A 21,957-nucleotide genomic window follows, 5' to 3' on the forward strand; every position below is an offset into this window, starting at 1 on the left:
CCATGAGGAGATTTTATGTATTCAGCCGACAACCACCGCCATTGTTTTTTATTTAAAGGATCTACTCCTGAGGTGTTGTCAGGCTTTTTACGCCTTTGTGAGCACTTAACCACACCGCTTATTTGTGCCCATGATGTTGAACCATATCAACAACTTGCACCGTCACAAAACACAGCGTTTCGAACCTGCTCCTTCAAACAAGCACGACAAGAGCTGGGCAGCAGCCACGATGCCATCTTGGTGGATTTAACCCATGGAGTATCCGCCAGTGCGCTCGCTATTTTGGCAGGTACAGTGCGCGGCAATGGTATCTTCGCCATCGCCTTACCTGAAGAAGATTGGTTGTCTGTTGTCGACCAAGATCTGCCCCGTTATTTGCCATGGCCTTATCAAAGCGAGCAGATAGACTCCAGCTTCAAGCGTTTTTTACTGGCACGTCTGGAAAATGATTCATCCCCTTTTATTGTCCTATCCAGTCAGGGTCACTCGCACCAACAAACACCTTTGCCAGCCTTGGATCGCCTTAATGAAAACGCCCCGTTAACTCAAGAGCAAACCGCGGCACAAGCTTGTTTACTGAGCCTAAAAGCAAAGTCCTATGTTCTAATCGCTCCACGCGGACGTGGGAAATCCACACTGCTCGGTGATAGTCTTGCCAAAATGCTGCAAGCAGGGAAAAAAGTCGCTTTGACCGCCGCCAATCAAACCGCCATTACGACACTCAAAAAGCGCTTTGACGAGCAATTACAGCACTCAGCAGTCACCGCGGAGTTCCCTTTCTTTGCGCCTGACGCGTTACTCTCCAGTGACACTCATTGGGATCTATTGTTGGTCGATGAGGCGTCTAGTATCCCTCTTCCGATGCTGATGGCGCTCAATAAAAAAGCCAAGCACTGTCTTTTTAGCACCACAGATTATGGCTATGAAGGCGCAGGAAAAGGCTTTGGCATACGCTTCTGCCGTTATTTGGAAGCACAATCTGATGGCTGTTTATTACCGCTGGAACGACTGACTTTGCGTCGCCCTATTCGGTGGGGGGAAAATGACCCACTGGAAAATTGGATGAATGATTGTTTCTTCTTAGCCCCAGAGCAAAACACAAAAAAACCACTGTCTGTCGCCAAGCACGATGACGCTGTTCTCGAATACTCTGTTATCAAGGGAGCCGAATGGTTAACCCAAACAGCCGCCTTATCACAAACCTTTCAACTCTTGGTCAGTGCACATTATCAAACCTCGCCTGATAACCTACGCTGGGTATTAGATGACCCTTCTGTCTCAACGTATTTATCGATGCAAGGCGATCATCTTCATAGCGTGGCCATTGTCACCGAAGAAGGTCCTTTACCAGATGAACTCAGTAGCGCGGTGCTGCAAGGGACGCGACGTCCTCGTGGGCATTTAATACCGCAATCCTTGTTGGCCCATGAAGGCATAGAAGACGCAGGCCAATACCGTTACTGGCGTATCAGCCGTATTGCCACCCAAACAAACCAGCAAAACAAAGGCATGGCCAGCGAGCTGCTTAACCACATTGAAGCAACCGCGAAACAAAAAAACGCACACGAAGCGTGTGATTTTCTGTGCACGAGTTTTGCTGCAACAGCCGATGTGGTGGCTTTTTGGCAAAAAAATGCGTTTGTGCCCGTGCGCTTAGGCACCACGAAAGATCAGGCCAGCGGCTGCTATTCCCTGATGATGGTAAAACCACTCACAGACAAGGCTCGCCAGCGGGCAGCGCACTGGCATCATTCTTATTTAGCCAATCTCACCATTAACTTGCCACGCGATTATTCAGACATTGATGCTCATTTAGCCGATAAACTGGCAATGCCGCTTGTGGAAAATACGCCCCTCATAACCACAAGGTTTAACGAGTCTAGGGGTGAAAATCCGCCTGTCTGCGACACCATTTCCGACAAAGATAAAAAAGACCTTCTCTTATTTGTGCATCACCACCGCCCTTACCTCACCATACGAGCGCAACTCACTCGCCTAGTGCAAAGTAAAATCAGCCGCCAGCAGCTGACCGTAACGCACCCAGATTACTCGCTGCTTAATGCGTTAATCCGCCAACCAGCGAATAAAGTCGACTTTTCCGCCTTCCAATTAAACACCAAGAAACAAGTAGAAAAACACTTAAAGTCCGTCGTTGACGCTTTATTATCGATGTAAAAAGGCCGTGTGGTCTCGATTTAATTAAATGTGTGACTTTTCACCCATTAACAAAAAAAATTTGGGCGGAATTCCACCCAAAACAACACTATCTGCTCGGTTTAAATTAACTTCACAAAAAATAATCATGCTATTTTTATATACAAATCAAAAGCTTAATTAAATTCATAAAGAATTGGCACAAAATGTGTAATAACTAATGCTGCAACGTTATTTATTAACCTTGTTATCCGTTTAACAAAGATTAAACGAGCAACAATAATAATTACTCAGTTTTGGAGTCCAATAACAATGAAAAAACTCAGCTTAGCCCTAACTACTCTTGCGCTTACCTTTTCCGCAGGAAGTGCTTTTGCAGATTCATCTTCCGCTTGTGATGCAGGCGAACGTATTGTCAAATTCAGCCACGTAACTGGCGGTACAACCCACCCTAAAGTCGTGGCGGCCAATAACTTCGCAGATCGCGTAAACAAAGAAATGAACGGCAAGTTGTGTGTCGTTGTATACCCAAACTCGACGCTATTTGGTGATTCAAAAGAGCTTGAAGCCCTACTATTAGGGGATGTTCAGTTGCTTGCACCGTCTTTGTCTAAATTTGGTTCTTACTCTCCAAAATACGGCGTTTTCGACCTACCTTTCATCTTTAAAGACATGGACCACGCGATCCGCTTTACCAAAACGGAAGAAGGTAAAGACTTGTTGATGGCAATGGAAGACAACGCAGGTTTCGTTGGTTTAGGTTATTGGATGTCTGGCATGAAATACTTCTCTGCCAACAAAAAACTGATCTTACCAAGCGATGCGGAAGGCCTAAAATTCCGTGTACAAACGTCCGACGTGGCAAAATCCATGATTTCTGCCATGGGCGCATCACCACAAGCCATGGCGTTTTCTGAAGTATACGGTGCCTTGCAAACCGGCGTAGTAGATGGTCAGGAAAACACCTGGTCTAACATCTACACGAAAAAATTCTACGAAGTTCAAGACAGCATCACTGAAACAAACCACCAATTATTGGCTTACTTGTTCATGACGTCTAAAGACTTCCTAGACAGCCTTTCCGCGGCTGACCGCGAGCAATTCCTAGCCATTGCCGACACAGTGACTCAAGAAGCGAACGAATCGGTTAAAGCCAAAGAAGCGGCAAACCGTGCCAACATTCTAAAAGCAGGCGGTAAGATCAATACTTTGACAGCAGAACAGCGTCAAACTTGGGTTGATACCATGAAACCTGTTTGGAAAAAGTTTGAAGGTGACATCGGTAAAGACGTTATTAACGCCGCCGCAGGCGCGTAATTTATCGTTTAGTACCCAGCAATGAGCTGGCCTAATTAGGCCAGCTTTTGCCAGCTAGGTAACAGGCTTTCTTTTACCCTCTTTTGAGAATACGCCCCTCTTTTCGTTACCGACTGGCGCCGCTCTTATATTTGTTCAGGAGACACTAATGGCATACTGGCCACATATTTATTTATTGATTTTCGTCCTCGTACTTTGGGCATTAGAAAAATGCTTCCCCAGAGTCATGGAGCGTGCAGAAGAAAACCTGATGATCATTGTCATTTCCTCGATTATGGTGGTGTCATTTGGTCAGGTTATTGCGCGATACGGTTTCAATACAGGCTGGGACGCCGCGCTAGAATTCAATACCATCGCCTTCTCTTGGCTGATCCTTCTTGGTATGAGTTATGGTATCAAAACAGGCATTCACCTTGGTGTCGACATTGTCCTCAATGCGGTTCCTAAAAAGGTATCCAAAGCCCTTTCTCTATTCGGCGCTTTCGCCGCCATCATGTATGGCTTGATTCTTCTTGATTCCACTTGGCTGGCGTTATTGGGCATAGACACCCGCGGCGGGGCCATCGAATATTGGTCAAAAATGTACAAAATTGGCATCGGCAGCGAAGAGCTTCGTTATCCGCTCTTCATGCAAGAAGCGTTTGATTTACGTCCGCGCGTTCAGCGCTGGTTAGTACTGGTCATTCTGCCAATCAGTTTAGCAATGCTCTCTCTCCGCTCTTTGCAGGCCTTCATTGATATAGCACGTGGCAAACGTGACATGTTGATCAGTGGCCATGAAGCACAAGATCTGGTCAAAGAACACAAAGACGCCTTAAAAGACTAGCCGGTTAGGAGCTTATTGTGGAAGCCATTATTTTATTTGCCTTTGTACTAGCGATGCTGTTTATCGGTATTCCAGTTGGTATTTCGTTGGGCTTATCGTCCATCCTGTTTATTACGTTTTTCTCCCATGACTCTTTGTCATCGGTTGCAATTTCCCTGTTTGGGGCGGGTCAACATTATACTTTGTTGGCCATCCCGTTTTTCATTCTCGCCTCGTCTTACATGTCGACCGGTGGTGTGGCAAAGCGCTTGATCAACTTCGCCATTGCCAGCGTTGGTCACTTCCGTGGTGGTTTAGCCATGGCGTCTGTATTGGCGTGCATGATGTTCGCAGCCTTGTCTGGTTCATCACCGGCAACGGTTGTCGCTATTGGTAGTATCGCGATCGTTGGTATGCAGCAAGTTGGTTATTCAAAAGAATTCGCCTCTGGCATCATTGCCAATGCCGGTACGTTAGGCATCTTGATCCCACCGTCTATCGTTATGGTGGTGTACGCAGCGGCCACGGATGTGTCTGTTGGACGTATGTTCTTGGCCGGTGTTATTCCTGGCTTGCTAGCAGGCGGTATGTTGATGCTGGCCATTTACGTTGTGGCGCGCATTAAGAACCTTCCTGCTGAAGAATGGAAAGGCTTTGGCCATCTTGTTCGTGGCGGTAAAGAAGCGGGCTGGGGCTTGTTCCTTGTGGTTATCATCATGGGTGGTATTTATGGTGGTGTCTTTACGCCAACAGAAGCCGCCGTGGTCGCCGCCGTATATTCCATCTTTGTCGCGCTGTTCGTTTACCGCGATATGGGGCCATTGAAAGGCCAAACGTGGACCAATGATAACGACGCCGCTCATGCCCGTGTTGGTTTCAACGGTACGGTTTATGGCGTGTCTTTTTTCCTTGTTTGGGAAATCATGTCGTTCTTCGCTCTCGCCGGCAGCGACACCATCACCGGTGGTGACCGTGCCCTTTGGGGAGCGATTATGTCGGTGGCCTTAGCCATATTCTACGTTTACAAACGTTCTGCAAAACTAGAGCAGTCTATCCTCGTATGTTTGTCAGCCGGCTTGCCTATCTGGGGACGTAACTTGTCTCTTATGCTACGCGGCTTCTTCCCTGCCCTATTTGGTGAAGAGTCCCGCAAGGTCATGTTGGAAGGCACCAAGACCACCATTATGCTGATGTTCATCATCGCCAACGCCCTGTTGTTTGCTCATACTTTGTCTTCTGAGCGTATTCCTCAGATGATCACAGAATGGATGCTAGGCGTCGGTTTTAACTGGTTTACCTTCTTGATCGCAGTCAACATCTTACTATTGATTGGCGGTCAATTTATGGAGCCATCTGGCTTATTGGTGATCGTTGCGCCTGTGGTTTTCCCAATCGCGATGAAACTGGGCGTTGACCCTATCCATCTTGGTATCATCATGGTGGTTAACATGGAAATCGGTATGATCACGCCGCCTATTGGTTTGAACCTATTTGTGACCTCAGGTATCACCGGAATGAGCTTAGCACGAGTCGTTAAGGCTGCAATGCCGTTCGTGCTCGTGTTGATGGTGTTCTTAGTCTTGGTTACTTACATCCCTGCGCTTTCTACTATGTTGCCATACAGCATCATGGGGCCAGAGATTGTCCATTAATCAATAGAAGACCTTTAATTTTGGTTTTGGGCGTCCTTCGGGGCGCCTTTTTTTACACCAAAAAAAGGAGCATTTAGTCTGCTCCTTTTTCCTTGGCTGTTTCTCTAGTCTGTCTGCATTACGAGGTCAGCACACCGTTTAGCAACTGCGGCACAGACAAAGGGTTCGCGTCCTGAACCGTTTCTGGCAACAATGCGGCCGGAAAGTCTTGGTAACAAACTGGGCGTAAGAATCTGTCTATCGCCGCACTGCCAACTGACGTGGTTCGACTGTCTGATGTGGCTGGGAAAGGCCCACCATGCACCATGGCATGACAAACTTCCACGCCTGTCGGATAACCGTTACACAGTATCCGTCCCACTTTTCGCTCCAACGCAGGCAGCAGAGGTCTTACCGCTTCTATGTCGGCATCGAGCATTTGAATCGTTGCGGTTAATTGCCCTTCTAGCTTCTCGGCCACAGCATGGGCTTCACTCATATCTTTGCATTTTATGATCAAAGATGAAGACCCAAACACTTCTTGCTCCATTGTCGAGTCGGCCAAGAAAGCCGTGGCATCGGTCACAAATAAGTGAGCCTGACATTGGTTCGCTTGTTCGCTGCGCTGCCCTGCGGCCAACTGAGTAATATGAGCATTTTGTGCCAAACTGTTCACACCTTGATAATACGCATCGCAAATGCCCGGCGTTAACATAGTCTGACTGGTTAGGCTGCGAACCTCGTCACTGGCTTTGGCGATAAACTCGTCGGCGCCGTCTTCACCACATAACAACACCAAGCCTGGGTTTGTACAAAATTGGCCTGCGCCCATGGCGAGAGAGGCGACAAAACCAGACGCCACCGACGCCGCGTCTTTTGCCAATTTATCTGGCATCACAAACACCGGATTAATACTGCTCATCTCTGCGTAAACAGGAATCGGTTCTGGACGCTGTGCTGCTATTGTTAACAAGGCCAAACCGCCCTGTCGTGAGCCAGTAAAGCCAACCGCTTTGATCAGCGGATGCGACACCAAGGCGCCACCAATAAAGTGGCCCGCACCATAGATAAGGGAAAAGACACCATCTGGAAGGTGACATTTTCTCACCGCACTTTGAATCGCTTTACCCACCAGCTCAGAAGTACCTGGGTGGGCAGGATGCGCTTTCACTACCACAGGGCAACCTGCCGCTAGCGCTGAGGCGGTATCGCCACCAGCCACCGAAAATGCCAATGGAAAGTTACTCGCGCCAAACACAGCCACAGGACCAAGAGGAATTTTTTGCAGACGTAAATCAGAGCGCGGTAGCGGAGAACGTTCAGGCATCGCATGGTCAATACGCGCATCGAAGCAACCACCCGAGCGCACCACCTGAGCAAACAAACGTAATTGCCCCATGGTCCGGCCACGTTCGCCTTCAATACGAGCGCGCGGCAAACCGCTCTCGGCTACAGCGCGTTCAATCAAGGCATCACCAAGCGCCAAAATCTCATCCGCAATGCCGTCTAAAAAGTCGGCACGAGACGCCATACTAACCGTTCTAAATGTGTCAAAAGCATGCCATGCTAAACTCGCAGCCTGGTCGACTTGATCTTGGTTAGCCCCTGCATAAGCGGGCTCTAGCGCCTGATTAGTGGCTGGATTAATCGCTCGAATAACTTCTTCTTGCCCCGTTACGGACGCTTGGCCAATTAACATTTTTCCTGATAACTGTACGTTTCCTAAACCTTGCATCGATCACTCTCCTTAGATAAAAAAATCAATCTTCAAAATGCCCGTCGCTTGCAAAAATACCCCCTTGAAAACGCACCGCAGGATCATTTGGGTCCACCAACTCTTCTTGCAAATAGGCTTCATGCTCGAATACCGCCGAGCTGTCTTGCGGAGACCAGCCGATAAATTTGGCATGACGATTGTCCCACCAAGTGCTGGCGTTATTCGATACGCCATAAATGACAGTGCAGCCTAAGCGATCCGCGGCATAAACCTTTTTGATTAAATCGGCCAAATCGCCCTCACTTAACCAAGTAGACACCATGCGGCGGTTTAACGGTTTGGGGAAACAAGAACCTATCCGTACCAAAGCCGATTCAATACCAAATTTGTCGAAATAATACTGCGCTAGAAGTTCGCCAAAACCTTTGGAGACACCATATAGGCTGTCGGGACGCATCTGGCTATGGGCGTCTAGTAGGGTTTCGCGCTGATGAAAGCCTACAACATGATTTGAGCTCGCAAAGAAGACACGTTTCACACCATGCTTTCTTGCGGCTTCGTAAATATGATAAGTCCCTTTGATGTTGCCATTTAAAATATTATCAAAGGTATTTTCTGTCGATACACCACCAAAATGCACAATGGCATCACAGCCTTCAACCAGCGACATCACGTCTTCTGCACTCGCTAAATCACACGCCACAAACGCTTCATTCGGTAATAAGTCATCCACCATTACAATGTCGGATAGACGCAGTTCATCAGCCCAATCGGCCAATGACGCTCGCATGGTTTTACCTAGATTACCGGCCGCGCCAGTCATCAGCACACGTTTCATATTCCCTCCTTTTGATCCACTCATGCAGCGGAATTTTTATCATTGTTATCGACTCAGCGAACCCATAGCCTAGATTCGCCAACCCCTTTTCCACTTATGAGCGAATAACCGCACCTAAACGGCAATCGCTAATCCCCCATCTTTTCACAAGCTATCTCTTTTTGTAAAACGTTGCGTTGCAGATTTGAATTCGTTAATTGATACACTCTTTGTTTAAAAAACAAATGAGAAGCGTTAACATTCGCAACCAGTTTTACACTGGTAAAGAATTGTCGTCTTCTTTACAGCTTGATAGCGACCAGAGCGATTCGCTCAAGAGTACACTTTATCTACTCACATCCCTAAAGGAGTCTTTGATGTTTTCAGCTCGATCATTTCGCCATGCAGCACTACTTACTGCCGGTCTAACCGCCGCAATGGGCGCGCTAGCAGCCGACCATATTGTTAGCACTAAATACGGTGATGTAAAAGTAGATAACAATGTAAAACGCGTTGTTACCTTATACGAAGGCGCGCTAGACATCAGTTACGCGTTGGGCGTTAACCCTGTTGGTGCCATCACTACGCGTGGCAGCGATACTGTCTCTACTTACCTAGGTGACCGTACAAAAGGTCTTAAAATCGTTGGCACAACCCGTGAAACAAACCTTGAAGCGGTCGCTGCGCAACACCCAGATCTGATCCTAGCGTCTTCTCGCTTGTCGCCAGAGCAATATAAAATCCTATCAAAAATTGCACCAACGATAGTGCCAAAATCCAAACCTCATAGCTTCCCGTCGTGGGAAAGTGAAACTCGCCTGTTTGCCAAAGCGCTCAACAAGACAGCACAAGGCGAAGCTGTGATTGGTCGTATCCATGACCGTGAAGCCGACATTAAAAATGTCGTCGAAGTGAAAATTCCTAAAGAAAAACGCAACGTGTCATTAATTCGTTGGATGCCTCAAGGCGCCATGGTGATGTCGACTAAAATCTTCTCTACCGAAGTATTGGCGAACACTGGCTTCAATGTAAATGATGGTGGCATTGTGAAACAAGGCAGCCCTCATAGCAGCGCGCTAAGCTTAGAAAACCTATCTAGCATTGATAGCGAATGGGTGTTTCTTGCGACTATGAACCTAGAAGGTCAAAAGTCATTAGATGCCGCGAAAAAGTCCCCTGCTTTTGAACGCTTAAACGTGGTGAAAAAAGACCATGTAATCCCCGTTGATGGCCAAGTTTGGACCAGTGGTTCAGGCCCGATTGCCGCTAGCGTGATTCTAGACGACATTCAAAAAATGCTTGATACTAAGGTGTCTTACCCTGAATGATCCCTTGGTTTAATCGAATACCCGCTCAACGCTCTTTGTTAAGCGCACTAGTGCCAGCCGTTTTTCTGCTGGCACTTTCGTGTTTCTTAAGCTTGCTCTATGGCGCAGGCTCAATCGGCCCATTTGAAGCGCTTCAAGTATTGTTTAATCAAGGCAGCTCCGAGGCCTATTTTGTGGTCACCGAGCTGCGGCTTCCACGTACCTTGGTGGGCTTATTTGTGGGTCTGTCCTTAGGTGTTGCCGGCGCGCTTATGCAAGCGGTAGCACGTAACCCTCTTGCCGAACCTGGCTTACTGGGCGTGAGCGCAGGCAGTACGTTTGCGGTCGCCTTGGCACTCGTCATGGGCGCCAGTGCCGCGACCCTTACGGTCAGCATTGCTCAAATCGGTGCGCTCGTTGGCTGCTTTTGTGTGATTACCGCAGCGCGCATGCAAGGGCAAAATAGAGACCCTATTCGTTTGGTTTTAGCCGGTGCTGCGTTATCGAGCTTATTGGTTGCCCTGACTTCGCTGCTGCTACTTTATGATCAAAGAGCCGCCGATGAAATTCGCTTTTGGGTAACTGGCAGTGTGGCTGGCCGCGGGTTAGACCAATTAACCGCCGTGCTGCCTTCGATGTTTATTGCCGTGATGGGCACAGTGTATGTAGCCCGCCCATTGTCCTCATTAGCGTTAGGTGAAAAAGTCGCCATTGGCCTTGGACATAACCCTGGTCGCATCCGTTTGATCGTTATCGTCTGCGTGGCGTTATTGGTTGGTGCTGCCGTGGCGGTGGCTGGGCCGGTTGCCTTTGTCGGCTTGGTGGTGCCGTTTGCCGCTCGTGCCTTAATCGGCCCCGATATTCGCCGCACTTTATGGCTTTGTTTGCCTATTGGCCCTATGGTGGTGATCAACGCAGACACCTTATCGCGTCTCATCGCCCAACCTGCTGAAATGCCTCTAGGTGTTCTCACAGCCATTGTGGGCGCCCCAGTTCTATTGGCCATTGTCAGGGCTCGCCGCCTCCCAACATTATGATAACTATGAAAACACACAAGGTAGAAGAAACGTCATCAGCCGCCTCGCTTGAGGGCCATTCTGCGCTGACCTTTGGCGCTCAAAATAGCCTGCTCATTGAACACAGAGCCGTTCGTCGAAACATTCTCTTATTGTTGATGCTCGCCGCCGTTAGCATTGCCTTTTTGGGCATGGGAAGCTTGATCATGTCACCATGGCATGTGCTGGAAGCGTTATTCGGTCAAGGCTCTGAATTGAATCAATTCATCATCAAAAGCCTTCGTATGGAGCGTTTATTGGCGGCTATTTTTACCGGTGCAGCTTTCAGCTTAGCGGGCTGTTTAATGCAAACTCTCGCCCGTAACCGATTGGCCACACCTGGTATTATTGGCATAGACAACGCTGCCATGGCGTTTGCTGTGTCTTCTATTGTGAGCACTGGCGTTTCAATGGCCCCTTCAGGCATGGCGCTCGTCGGTGCGGCAACGGCCACTGCGTTAGCATTTGGTTTGTCTGGTGGCAGCGGTACCCGAGGCTATCGGTTTATCGTCGCCGGTATTGGCATTGGGGCGATTGCCGGCTCTATTACCCAGCTGATGCTCAGCCAAGTCAATGTGGACACGGCCAATGCGGCCTACCCTTGGACTGTGGGTAGCCTTAACGCACGCGCTACCGATATGGTGTATTTGTTAGGGGCTGGACTGCTACTCAGTTTAATTGCTTGCCTTGCGCTGTCTCGGCGCTTTGCTCTATTGCCTTTTTCCGATCAAGTCATTACCGGACTTGGCGAACAAATCAAAAAGATCCGCGTGGCGGCATTGAGTATATCGGTATTACTCACAGGATTAGCCGTCGCCGTCGCTGGACCGGTTGGGCTGGTCGCTCTGGTTGGGCCGGAGTTGGCGCGCGCTATGTCTGGTTATCGAGGAATTCCGTTAATCGGCTCGGCCTTAGCAGGGGCCTTTATTATGGTACTGGCTGACTTAGTTGGCCGAACCTTATTGTCTCCGATTGAACTGCCGGTTGGCATTGTCACCTCTATTGTTGGCGCCCCTTATTTAATCTGGATACTTGTCCGTCGCTCTCCAAGGAACTAATCATGGCTTCTACTATGCCCCATAACCACAAGCTGGCACTGCAGCAGAGTGATTCCACAAACACCACGCTAAGCGCAAATGACCTGACCCTTAAGCATGGTAAAACCCATATTATTGATCACCTAGATGTGACCTTACCCGCCGGTAAGGTGACCGCTATTGTGGGCCCCAATGGCTGCGGTAAATCAACACTACTTAATGGGTTATCTCGTGTGCACATGCCAAGCGGCGGAGAAGTATTGCTCAACAACAGTAATATCCATCGAGTGCCTTCTAAAGTCGTCGCTCGATATTTAGCCCTGTTACCGCAAGACACCTCAGCACCCGACGGCATCAGTGTGTCTGAACTTATCCGTTTTGGTCGTCACCCTCATCAAAGCATGATGAAACAGTGGGCGATGGATGACAAACAAGCCATTGACTATGCATTAGATGCCGCTGATCTGCATGATTTAAAAGACCGACAGCTAGACACCTTGTCAGGTGGACAAAGACAACGCGCTTGGATCGCCATGTCCATCGCCCAAGAAACACCTTTGTTGCTATTAGACGAGCCCACATCAGCACTCGATTTAGGCCATCAAATTGAAGTGTTTGAATTAATCAGACATTTATCTCAAGAGGGTAAAACCATTGCGATGGTGGTTCATGATCTGCCCAGCGCTTGCCGCTATGCTGACCATATCATTGCCATGAAAGACGGCAAAATCATCACGCAAGGCCCACCTAAAGAGGTAATGACCCAAGCATTAGTACGCGAGCTTTATGGTATTGAGTGTGATCTGATTGAAGACCCAATGACAGGCAGCCCTATTTTGATCAATATAAAGCGAGTGAAAGGTTAACCGTCACTCGCTACTGGCCTAAACAACGATATCAAAACCTTCGAACTTAGGCGGACCAAGGTATACCCCTTTTGATGAGCCGGCGTTTGCGTGGGCTTTTTTGAACGCTTCAGACTGGGTCCAATCGCGGAACGCCTGCTCGCTTTCCCACACGGTATGAGACGCAAACAAGGTGCATTCTTCATCCGTTTGCCCTTGTAATAAATGGAATTCTTTAAACCCTGGCACGGCTTTTAAATGCGTGTCTCGGTTACGCCAAATGTCGGTAAATTCTTCTTCGCGCCCAAGCGCAATACGAAAACGATTCATCGCAATGTACATACTGTCTCCTAAAAATCATGGGGATACTATGCACTACCAATAGCAATTTTCTCGCGCAGAGTAAAACCCGTTCATGGCTATCGAATGTCATCTATCGATACTTTACCTTTTGCTGACACGCTGGATTTTGTTTGCTAGAAGGCACTTTTTGTCAGACGTTTTTGAAAAGTGTAAATGTCCGCTTTTGACTTCCTAAAGGCCGTTATTTTTGTTTTTATGGCAAGCACAATATTGCAAAAGGACTTCAAAGAATGATCAAACCTTTACCTTGGCGCGCTCTACTCACGGCCGCACCTCTTTGCCTAGCCAGCAGCCTCAGTTTTGCAGCAGGCCAAGCCGCCGATACGGTAGCGCCTGAAGCTGCAAGCACGTTGCAAACGCAAAAACTCGCCCATGCACAACATTTTATGATTGCCACAGCCAACCCAGTGGCGAGTAAAATCGGTTATGAGATACTCAAAGCCGGAGGCTCTGCAGCCGATGCTTACGTTGCTGTACAAATGGCGTTAGGCCTTGTCGAACCGCAATCATCTGGTTTAGGTGGCGGGGCTTTTGCCGTGTATTACGATGCGAGTCAGAAAAAGCTCACCACCTTCGATGCCCGTGAAACCGCCCCATTAGAAGCCACCCCTGCATTGTTTCAAGATAAGAACGGCAAGCCGCTTAAGTTCTACGATGCGGTTGTCGGCGGGCGCTCAGTCGGCACCCCAGGCACGGTAAAATTATTAGGCGAGTTGCATGAGCGCTATGGCAAGCTGCCATGGAAAGATTTATTAGAGCCTGCGGCCACACTCGCACAAGATGGCTTTATCGTGTCGCCTCGGTTGGCGGGCGCATTGGCCGACAGCAAACAAAGTTTGGCTCGCTACCCGCAAACAAAAGCCTACTTTTTCAATCCAGATGGCACCACCAAGCAAGCGGGACAGCGTCTTAAAAACACCCCTTATGCTGAAACCCTGTTAATGCTCGCCACCTATGGAGCCGACTCTTTTTACACCGGTCGAATTGGCAAAGACATCGTATCAAAAGTCCGCAGCGTGCCAGATAATCCAGGTGTTTTGTCTGAAAAAGACATCGCCAGTTACACCGTAAAAGAGCGCACGCCTGTGTGCTTACCCTACCAAGGTTACGATGTCTGCGGCATGGGACCACCAAGTTCTGGCGCCCTGACCGTGGGTCAAATTCTCGGCATTACCAATCAGTTTGACCTCGCTTCTATGGGGCCAAATTCCCCCAAAGCGTGGCAAATCATTGGCGACGCCTCTCGTCTTGCTTTTGCGGACAGGGGGCGCTACATCGCCGACACAGATTACGTCCCTATGCCTGAAGGTCTGCTTGATGCGGATTATTTAAAAGCGCGAGCAAAACTGATTACTCCTGGTAAAGCACTGAAAACAGTCGCGCCTGGAGAACCAGCATGGCGCCACCCTATTGCGCTAGCCGATGATCAGGCCATTGAATTCCCTAACACCAGCCATGTCTCTATCGTCGATAAAGATGGCAATGCCATTTCAGTCACGACGACCATTGAGCATGGATTTGGGTCTACTTTGATGAGCCACGGCTTTTTGCTTAATAATGAGCTGACCGATTTCTCTTTCAAGTCTTACCAAGATGGTCACCCTATTGCGAACCGCGTCGAGCCTGGGAAACGTCCACGCTCTTCCATGTCGCCGACTATCGTCATGAAAGACGACAAGCCTTACCTTGTGGTTGGTTCACCAGGCGGTTCACAGATCATTGGCTATGTGGCCAAAACCTTAATCGCCAATCTGCAATGGGGAATGGACATTCAACAGGCTATTTCTTTGCCCAACAGCTTAAATCGCTTTGGTACTTTTGAACTAGAAAAAGGCACAGCGGCCACTAAGCTCGCAAAACCACTCGAAGCAATGGGCTATAAAGTGGCGATAAAAGACATGAACTCTGGGGTTCAAGGGATCGAAATTCGCAACGGTCAACTCACCGGCGGTGCTGATCCACGACGTGAAGGGCTGGTGCTAGGGGACTAAATACTAAGGTCTAGAAAGCCCCTCTTTTTATCAACAAAGCGTCCCCCTCAAAATGCCCTTGTTAATAAACCAACAAGGGCATTTTTTATGACTTTCTGGCGCTTCACGCTCGTGCAGCGTAGCTCATCTAATCTCATCTCATCGCCTCACCTTATCGTCTCATTAGAAACGCAAATCCACTCTCTTCTTCATGCTGCTTATTCGTGATATCGCTCTCCTTTGCATTAATGATATGTTATAACATTATTTTAAAAGCATTCACCATCATCCACAAAGACAATCCAAGGAAAACACACCATGAATGAAACATTGCCTGATGTTTCCATTAGTGAACTAGTCGCGCACCAGCACCCCATAGAATGGGTTGGTATGGAAGGCATTGAGTTGCCCATCGTTATCGCTGAAGGCGATTACAAAAAAGAGCTTCATGGGCAAGCGGACTTACAAGTGAACCTGCCAGCGGCTCATATAAAAGGCATTCACATGTCACGCCTATACAGATTACTAGAGACACTGAGTAAAGGGACTGCGCTCTCCCCTGCTCGCATTAACGCCTTATTGAAAAGCATGATAGACACTCACCAAGACTGTCATACTGACAGCGCTCGACTGCGACTTCAGTTCAACTTATTGGTTTATCGCCCAGCTCTAATCACAGAAAATATCGGCGGCTGGAAATCATATCCTGTCAGTATTAGCGCTCATATGATCAATCAAGAGTGTCGAATTCACACCACTGTGGGCGTGGAATATTCCTCAACATGCCCTTGTTCTGCCGCTCTGTCACGGCAATTAATAGAACAAGGTTTCTTAGCCGAATTCTCTGATAACGCACAAATTTCACCAGAAAAGGTCGCCCTATGGCTAAGTGACAACGCCACCTTAGCCACACCTCACAGCCAACGCAGTGAAGCAGAAGTCTGTGTTGAAGCGGCTGAGAATAGCGCTGATTTTTCTCTTCTAGCACTGATTAATAATGTAGAAAAAACCTTGCAGACCCCATTACAAACCGCGGTAAAACGAGCCGATGAGCAAGCCTTTGCGGCCCTTAATGGCCAAAACCTGATGTTTGTTGAAGACGCGGTACGGCGTATTCGACATGCACTTCATGGCACCTTCATTAACCCCAAAGCTCATGTTCGGCATTTAGAAAGTCTGCATCCTCATAATGCGGTCGCTTGGTCTCATCCAATGGAAATATAAGCCTCCACACGTCGACAAATATTGACGCTGCGCCTGTGTTTTAAACAAATAGACGCCTTATAATCCGAAAAAACACACTGACAGCGCTACACGCTACTCCTGTGTATTTGTCGACTTGCCTCTCTCCATTAATTCGTTAACCTTATCAACTAACCTCTTTTTTTGCATTTGATGCAACAATCAAGAATATGCGATTGTACTCGCCGGCGAACAAGCCTAAAGACAATGCAACTGGTCGCAAGATACAACGCCGATCCAGTTATGTCGTCATCACACTCTCCAACAGCGCTTTTTTGGTCTTACCTTAACCAAAATACAATAATGCCTGTTGCAGGTTGTTGCTTTAATTAGGATGTATTCATGGCTGTCTTCAGCGCTCTAAACCAACCTTTATCCATTACGCTTTCTACTCACTCAGTCGTATCTGCATGGCTGGGTCTTGTCGTTCCCCCCGCTCGACAATCAAGGTGCTAGAACTCCTCGGTGATGGGCATGACAGAACACCGTCCTAACTATTTTTAGCCACTTATTGAGTGGCTTATTTTATTTCACTCTTTTTAAAGGAAAGCCTCACTTTCTGATTCTCTTTGCCATACATCTATAAAACGTCATTTAAAATAAAAGCGATAAAAACAAAGAGAGATTAAAAACAAAGAGAGATTAAAAACATAAAACAACACAAAACTTTGAGATAAGGCAATGAAAAATGTCTATACAATTAAAAGAAAAAGTACATTATAAATCTTACATCACCATTACGATTGCATTGGCTTTAGCCGGGTTATCGGAGCTGGCGTCTTTGTTTTTTATTCAACCTTTACTGCCAGCCTTAGCAAAGCAATATCATGTCCCTATCGATAATGTGAGTATTATTCTCTCTGTTGAAACCGCCATGTTGGCCATAGGCTTATTATTTACTGGCAGTTTATCCGACCGCTTTGGCCGCAAAAAACTCATAGTGACCGCCTTATTCTCCGGCGCGGTGATTACCTGCTTGTGCTCTACCGCCAACTCATGGGAAATGCTCGTGGCTATGATGGGGTTACTCGGGCTAACATTGAGTGGCATTGCCTCTGCTGCAACAGCCTACATCAGTGAAGAAGTCGCGCCTGCGGTGGCCAGTATAGTAACTGGCTATTTCGTGTTTGGTAATTCGATGGGGGGTATGTTTGGCCGTGTATTTGCCAGCCAGATGATTGCCTACACGAAATTGACCAACATTTTTTATGGCTTTTCAGCGCTGCTTCTTTTTATCTCTGTTCTGGTTTTAGTGATATTGCCCGAATCTAAAAACTTCAAACCAACAGCAAGATTAAAACTAACCACCATGATCCATGGTATAGGCGGGCATTTTAAAAATAAAATGATCGTTCCTGTTTACCTGATTGGTTTTATAATTTTTGGATCATTTACTTCTTTGTATAATTATTTAACCTTTTACGTGTCCCATAATCCGTATAACTTATCACACGCTCACGCCGGTTTAATTTCTATTTGTTTCGCATTAAGTGTCATTACCGCACCACAATCTGGCCGCTTAGCCAATAAGTTTGGCGGTACAAAAGTATTAACCGGTCTTTTTCTCATCATGGCATTAGGAATGACTCTGTCACTTACCCATTTTCTGCCTATGGTACTCGTCGGTGTGGTCATCTTTACCGGCTGTTTCTTTGGTTGCCACTCAATTTCACTGCGCTGGGTGAATAAATATGCGCGGAACAATCGCGGCCAAGCCACGTCGCTTTATTTATTCTTCTATTACCTAGGCGGATCCATCATTGGTTATTGCAATGGCTATGTGTACACCCATCTAGGTTGGCAGGGATTGGTCGCGCTGGTCGTTTCCTTACTTTGTATTGCTATCGCCATTGCGACTTATTTAAGAAGCCAAATCGCCCGCGTTCCTGTGCCGGATGCCACAGCGGCCTAAAAAATGGGGGGCTTAGTAGAAGTGTTTATGCAATGGGTTCACTAGCAGAGCCCGTTGGACTCTTTACACATTCTCGTTGGTGTTTGCTGGTTAAGCAAACACCAACGCAGCTTTCAAGCAGCACCAAGACGCTAGAGCTTGTAAATGTCTTTGTCTAATTCGTACTTACGCATTTTATCGTAGAGGGTTTTACGCGGCAGCCCTAATGCGTCCATTGTGCCCTTTATCGAGCCTTTTTGACGCAGCAGTTCTTGTTCTAATAAGGTTTTTTCAAAGCGTTCCATTTGCTCTGGCAACGTCATCACACCTGGGTTATTTTCATTGCTGATAATGATGTCATCAAACTCAAATGACCCTGCTTCTCCCATCAATACATAACGTTCTGCTAGGTTACGCAATTCACGAACATTGCCCGGCCAGTCATAACTCAACAAGCTGTGCATACGCGCCGCCGACAACGGCTCAGACTCTCGCTTGTATTGTGCCGTGGCCACCAAACAAAAGTGTTGCCACAGCAAAGGAATATCATCCGTACGTTCTCGCAAAGGAGGAATGTCCACACGCACTACGTTCAATCGGTAGTAAAGGTCCTCACGAAAAGCGCCGCTGTCACAAAGCTGTTTCAGGTCCACCTTGGTCGCCGCTAAGATACGCAGATCAAGATCAATCGCCGTGTTCGACCCCAAACGCTCTAAACGACGCTCTTCTAATACTCGCAATAAGCGAATCTGCATGGTCATCGGCATGCTTTCAATTTCATCTAAAAATAAGGTACCACCATTGGCGTGCTCAAGCTTACCGATACGCTGGCTTTTTGCATCGGTAAAGGCGCCTTTTTCATGGCCAAACAGTTCCGACTCCATTATAGAATCAGGCACGGCACCGCAGTTAATCGCCACAAAGGAATGACGACGACGCGAGCTGTGCTCGTGAATGAAGCGCGCCACGAGCTCTTTACCAGTGCCCGTTTCCCCTTGCACTAGGATGTCTGCTCCCGTGTCTGCCACATGCAGTAATGCTTGTCTCAGACGGTGAATACCTGGAGTGTTGCCAATAATACGAGGGCCTGGGGCGTTCTGCGCGGCCAGCTCTAATCGTAAATTGCGATTTTCTAATGTGAGCTGACGTTTTTCACTGGCACGACGCACGACTTCCAGGAAGTCTTCACTGGAAAAAGGCTTGGCGATGAAGTCGTAAGCGCCATCACGAATCGCATTCACAGCCATGCTGATATCGCCATGGCCGGTAATCAAAATAAAGGGGATTTCCGCATCAATTTTTTTCACCTCTTCAAACAGCTCTAAACCGCTTTTCCCAGGTAAGTTGATGTCACTAATGATAACGCCAGACCAATCAATCGACAGGCGATCCACCACGCCTTGGGCACTCGCACACTCGACCACATCAAAGTCTTCTAGCTGCAGTGTTTGCGAAATGGCCATTCGCACCGCGTGCTCATCATCAATCAAAATGATTTGATTTCCGTCTGGCATTAAGATTCCCCTTTTCGATTTAAAGATGCTTGATAGCGCGGTAGCGTAACACAAAATTCTGCGCCACCTTTTGCTTGGTTTTGAGCCTGTATTTGCCCACCCATCGCTTCCACAATACGTTGGCTAATGGAGAGGCCAAGTCCCAGCCCTGAGCCTGATCGTTTTGAGGTGAAAAAAGGTTCAAACAAATGTTTAAGCGCCTCTTCACTCAAGCCATCACCAGAGTCTTTGACACAAATCGTAACCTGCTCTTGACTGGCGCTTTGCTGAATGACCACATGCTTAATCGTTCGCTCTTTTTCCAATATGGCATCCGCCGCATTGGCCAGTAAATTCACCAACACTTGCTCCAGAAACACCATATCCCCATTCACAATCAAGTCTTCATCATGGTCGGCCAGCTCAAGTTCGATCCCCACTTCTTTGTAACGTGCCTCCATGATGCGCAACGCGCCTTTAATCGCCGTGGAAACCGAAACAGGGGCTGGCTGAACATCCCCTTTACGAGCAAATACTTTAAAGCGCGCGATAATATCGCTCATATGATGACCCAGCTGACTAATGTGCTGCAGGTTCGCATACGCTTGCTGATGATTATTTCGATCAAGAAACTTTAAGCCATTGTCCGCAAACGCTCGAATCGCCGTCAACGGCTGGTTAAGCTCATGATTAATACCCGCACTGAGCTGCCCTAAAACTGCCAACTTAGCCGTTTGTATCAATTCCCGCTGAGTGCCCTTATGCTCTTCAATTTCTTGGCGCAACAGCGCATTGGCATTTTCTAGCTCAAAGGTTCTTTCGCGAACCCGCTCTTCCAATGCATTACGCGCATGAGTGATTTCTTGTTCGTAGCGTTTGCGCTCTGTCATGTCATGAAAAGTCACCAAATAACTACGACGATTCGGCAACTGCATTTCACACAAGGTCATTTCAACCGGTATCGAGCTGTGCTGCGAGTAACACAGAGAGCCTTCCATGGTAATCACTTTAACGCCTAGTTCGTCGGTTTTCAGCACCACATCTTGTGCCTGATTTAGGCTCTCCCCTTGTTTGTTGAGCGGTTTAAAGAGGCTATTCAGTGGTTCCCCAACCAAGGGCGACAAGGGCTGTCCCATCAAGTGCTCAATCGCAGGGTTGAATGACTCAATACGATGGGCAGAATCCAAGGTAACCAAGCCCGCCTGCGTATTCTGAATCACTTCTCGAATGTAGGCCTGATTGTGGCGCGCCATTTCATTCGCATCAGAGCGCTCTCGCAGCATACGAGTACGCAACATCGCCAAACCAAATAACAAGGCAGTAATGGTGACACCGCCTGCAAAAATGGCTCGCCACAAGGCAATTTCTTCATTAATGGTTTTGAGGGGCGCTAAGATGGAAACTTGAAAATTCAGCAACTGTATCGGACGAGTCATTTGCAGATAAGAGTGACGGCCTAACGATCGCTGCTCATGATCGCTGCTCACCTCTTCCAGAATATCCACAATATTCGATTTTTCATCCAGTTGTTTGCTATACACAATCGCCAACTTTTGAATGTCTTTGCCCTTGTAGCGTTGGCTGTCAGCAATACGCTGCAACTCGTGATAAGACAGCTCACCTAATAAGTGATAGAGCCAATCCACTCGAGAACTACTAAACACAATGCCATCTGGATCAATTAATAAGAATTCATAACTTTGGTTATTGAAGCGCTTTTCAAATTGCGTCAAATCCACCTTAACAACGGCAACACCGATAATCTTGGCGCCATCATAAACAGGATAGGAGAAATAATAGCCGCGACGGTTCGAGGTGGTGCCCAAGGCATAATAGCGCCCAGCCTTGCCTTCCATTGCGTCTTTAAAATACGGTCGGAACGAAAAGTTATTGCCAACAAAACTGGTTTTCTTTTGGTAATTAGACGCCGCTATGGTTAACCCATTTGCATTAATAATATAACTATCAGAGGCTTCCGTGATGCGGTTTATTTGTTCCAACTCGCGATCCAGTTGCCTAATGTCGGCAGCGGAACCATCGCGCAACGCTTTCTTAACCCTATCGTTAGACGCTAATAACGTTGGCATGTTTTGATATTTAACAATGGCGCCTTCCAAAACACCCGCCAATTGATCTAGCTGCCCTACCATCTCACCGTGCAAATTTTTTATTTGTTGAGCACGAAGGGCATCCCCCCCTTTCCAAATGGCCAATAGTGCCAAGGCGAATATCAAAAAGCAGAAAAAGATCAATCTCTTACGAATAATACTGAAAATTACAGATAGGGTGATGGTTTTTTTACCGTTCAAAATA

The 21,957-nt window shown here is 47.6% G+C and carries 16 protein-coding genes; 11 read left to right on the forward strand and 5 right to left on the reverse strand.

Features of this window, described 5'->3' with window-relative positions:
- Positions 1 to 15: 15 nt before the first annotated feature.
- From E0D71_RS03550 to E0D71_RS03565, 4 genes are all read left to right on the forward strand, one after another.
- Entirely contained in the window at positions 16 to 2,175 is a 2,160-nt protein-coding gene (locus E0D71_RS03550) for a GNAT family N-acetyltransferase (RefSeq protein WP_133001900.1), read from the forward strand.
- Between the two features lie 291 nt (positions 2,176 to 2,466).
- A complete protein-coding gene (locus tag E0D71_RS03555) occupies positions 2,467 to 3,471 on the forward strand; it encodes a TRAP transporter substrate-binding protein (protein WP_133001901.1) in 1,005 nt (334 codons plus the stop codon).
- Between the two features lie 148 nt (positions 3,472 to 3,619).
- On the forward strand, positions 3,620 to 4,297 hold the full coding sequence (locus E0D71_RS03560; protein WP_133001902.1) for a TRAP transporter small permease: 678 nt from the start codon (positions 3,620 to 3,622) through the stop codon (positions 4,295 to 4,297).
- A gap of 17 nt (positions 4,298 to 4,314) precedes the next feature.
- Positions 4,315 to 5,928 (forward strand): TRAP transporter large permease, encoded by a 1,614-nt coding sequence (locus tag E0D71_RS03565; RefSeq protein ID WP_133001903.1) that lies wholly within the window; start codon positions 4,315 to 4,317, stop codon positions 5,926 to 5,928.
- Between the two features lie 118 nt (positions 5,929 to 6,046).
- Here E0D71_RS03565 and E0D71_RS03570 read toward each other — a convergent pair whose 3' ends face one another.
- Together E0D71_RS03570 and E0D71_RS03575 are read right to left on the reverse strand one after the other, a co-directional pair.
- Positions 6,047 to 7,642 (reverse strand): aldehyde dehydrogenase (NADP(+)), encoded by a 1,596-nt coding sequence (locus E0D71_RS03570; RefSeq protein WP_133001904.1) that lies wholly within the window; start codon positions 7,640 to 7,642, stop codon positions 6,047 to 6,049.
- Positions 7,643 to 7,667: 25 nt separating this feature from the next.
- Positions 7,668 to 8,462 carry an NAD(P)-dependent oxidoreductase gene (locus E0D71_RS03575; protein WP_133001905.1) on the reverse strand — a complete coding sequence of 265 codons (795 nt, stop codon included), beginning with the start codon at positions 8,460 to 8,462 and terminating at the stop codon, positions 7,668 to 7,670.
- Positions 8,463 to 8,818: 356 nt separating this feature from the next.
- On the opposite strand from E0D71_RS03575, the gene E0D71_RS03580 reads away from it, so the two are divergent.
- From E0D71_RS03580 to E0D71_RS03595, 4 genes are read left to right on the forward strand one after another with little or no spacing between them, the layout of a single operon-like run.
- Positions 8,819 to 9,769 carry an iron-siderophore ABC transporter substrate-binding protein gene (locus tag E0D71_RS03580; RefSeq protein WP_133001906.1) on the forward strand — a complete coding sequence of 317 codons (951 nt, stop codon included), beginning with the start codon at positions 8,819 to 8,821 and terminating at the stop codon, positions 9,767 to 9,769.
- On the forward strand, positions 9,766 to 10,785 hold the full coding sequence (locus E0D71_RS03585) for an iron ABC transporter permease (RefSeq protein ID WP_133001907.1): 1,020 nt from the start codon (positions 9,766 to 9,768) through the stop codon (positions 10,783 to 10,785). The genes E0D71_RS03580 and E0D71_RS03585 overlap by 4 nt, the downstream gene beginning before the upstream one ends.
- A gap of 5 nt (positions 10,786 to 10,790) precedes the next feature.
- On the forward strand, positions 10,791 to 11,861 hold the full coding sequence (locus E0D71_RS03590; protein WP_133001908.1) for an iron ABC transporter permease: 1,071 nt from the start codon (positions 10,791 to 10,793) through the stop codon (positions 11,859 to 11,861).
- A 2-nt stretch (positions 11,862 to 11,863) separates the two neighbouring features.
- Positions 11,864 to 12,706, forward strand: coding sequence for an ABC transporter ATP-binding protein (locus tag E0D71_RS03595; RefSeq protein ID WP_279433430.1), 843 nt, complete (start codon positions 11,864 to 11,866; stop codon positions 12,704 to 12,706).
- Between the two features lie 18 nt (positions 12,707 to 12,724).
- On the opposite strand, the gene E0D71_RS03600 is transcribed toward E0D71_RS03595, so the two are convergent.
- The gene (locus E0D71_RS03600) at positions 12,725 to 13,027 is read right to left on the reverse strand and encodes an antibiotic biosynthesis monooxygenase (protein WP_133001909.1); all 303 of its coding nucleotides are present in this window, start codon (positions 13,025 to 13,027) and stop codon (positions 12,725 to 12,727) included.
- Between the two features lie 251 nt (positions 13,028 to 13,278).
- On the opposite strand from E0D71_RS03600, the gene ggt reads away from it, so the two are divergent.
- From ggt to E0D71_RS03615, 3 genes are all read left to right on the forward strand, one after another.
- Positions 13,279 to 15,039, forward strand: coding sequence for a gamma-glutamyltransferase (gene ggt, locus E0D71_RS03605; protein WP_133001910.1), 1,761 nt, complete (start codon positions 13,279 to 13,281; stop codon positions 15,037 to 15,039).
- Between the two features lie 297 nt (positions 15,040 to 15,336).
- Positions 15,337 to 16,242, forward strand: a complete 906-nt coding sequence (folE2, locus tag E0D71_RS03610; RefSeq protein ID WP_133001911.1) for a GTP cyclohydrolase FolE2 — start codon at positions 15,337 to 15,339, stop codon at positions 16,240 to 16,242.
- 706 nt (positions 16,243 to 16,948) lie between these two features.
- Positions 16,949 to 18,172 (forward strand): MFS transporter, encoded by a 1,224-nt coding sequence (locus E0D71_RS03615; RefSeq protein ID WP_133001912.1) that lies wholly within the window; start codon positions 16,949 to 16,951, stop codon positions 18,170 to 18,172.
- A gap of 131 nt (positions 18,173 to 18,303) precedes the next feature.
- On the opposite strand, the gene E0D71_RS03620 is transcribed toward E0D71_RS03615, so the two are convergent.
- Together E0D71_RS03620 and E0D71_RS03625 are read right to left on the reverse strand one after the other, a co-directional pair.
- The gene (locus E0D71_RS03620; RefSeq protein WP_133001913.1) at positions 18,304 to 19,665 is read right to left on the reverse strand and encodes a sigma-54 dependent transcriptional regulator; all 1,362 of its coding nucleotides are present in this window, start codon (positions 19,663 to 19,665) and stop codon (positions 18,304 to 18,306) included.
- On the reverse strand, positions 19,665 to 21,953 hold the full coding sequence (locus E0D71_RS03625) for an ATP-binding protein (RefSeq protein WP_243711916.1): 2,289 nt from the start codon (positions 21,951 to 21,953) through the stop codon (positions 19,665 to 19,667). Before E0D71_RS03625 ends, E0D71_RS03620 begins: the two co-directional genes overlap by 1 nt.
- Positions 21,954 to 21,957 lie beyond the last annotated feature (4 nt).

The sequence above is a fragment of the Marinomonas sp. KMM3893 genome, assembly GCF_004352855.1.
Taxonomy (GTDB): domain Bacteria; phylum Pseudomonadota; class Gammaproteobacteria; order Pseudomonadales; family Marinomonadaceae; genus Marinomonas; species Marinomonas arenicola.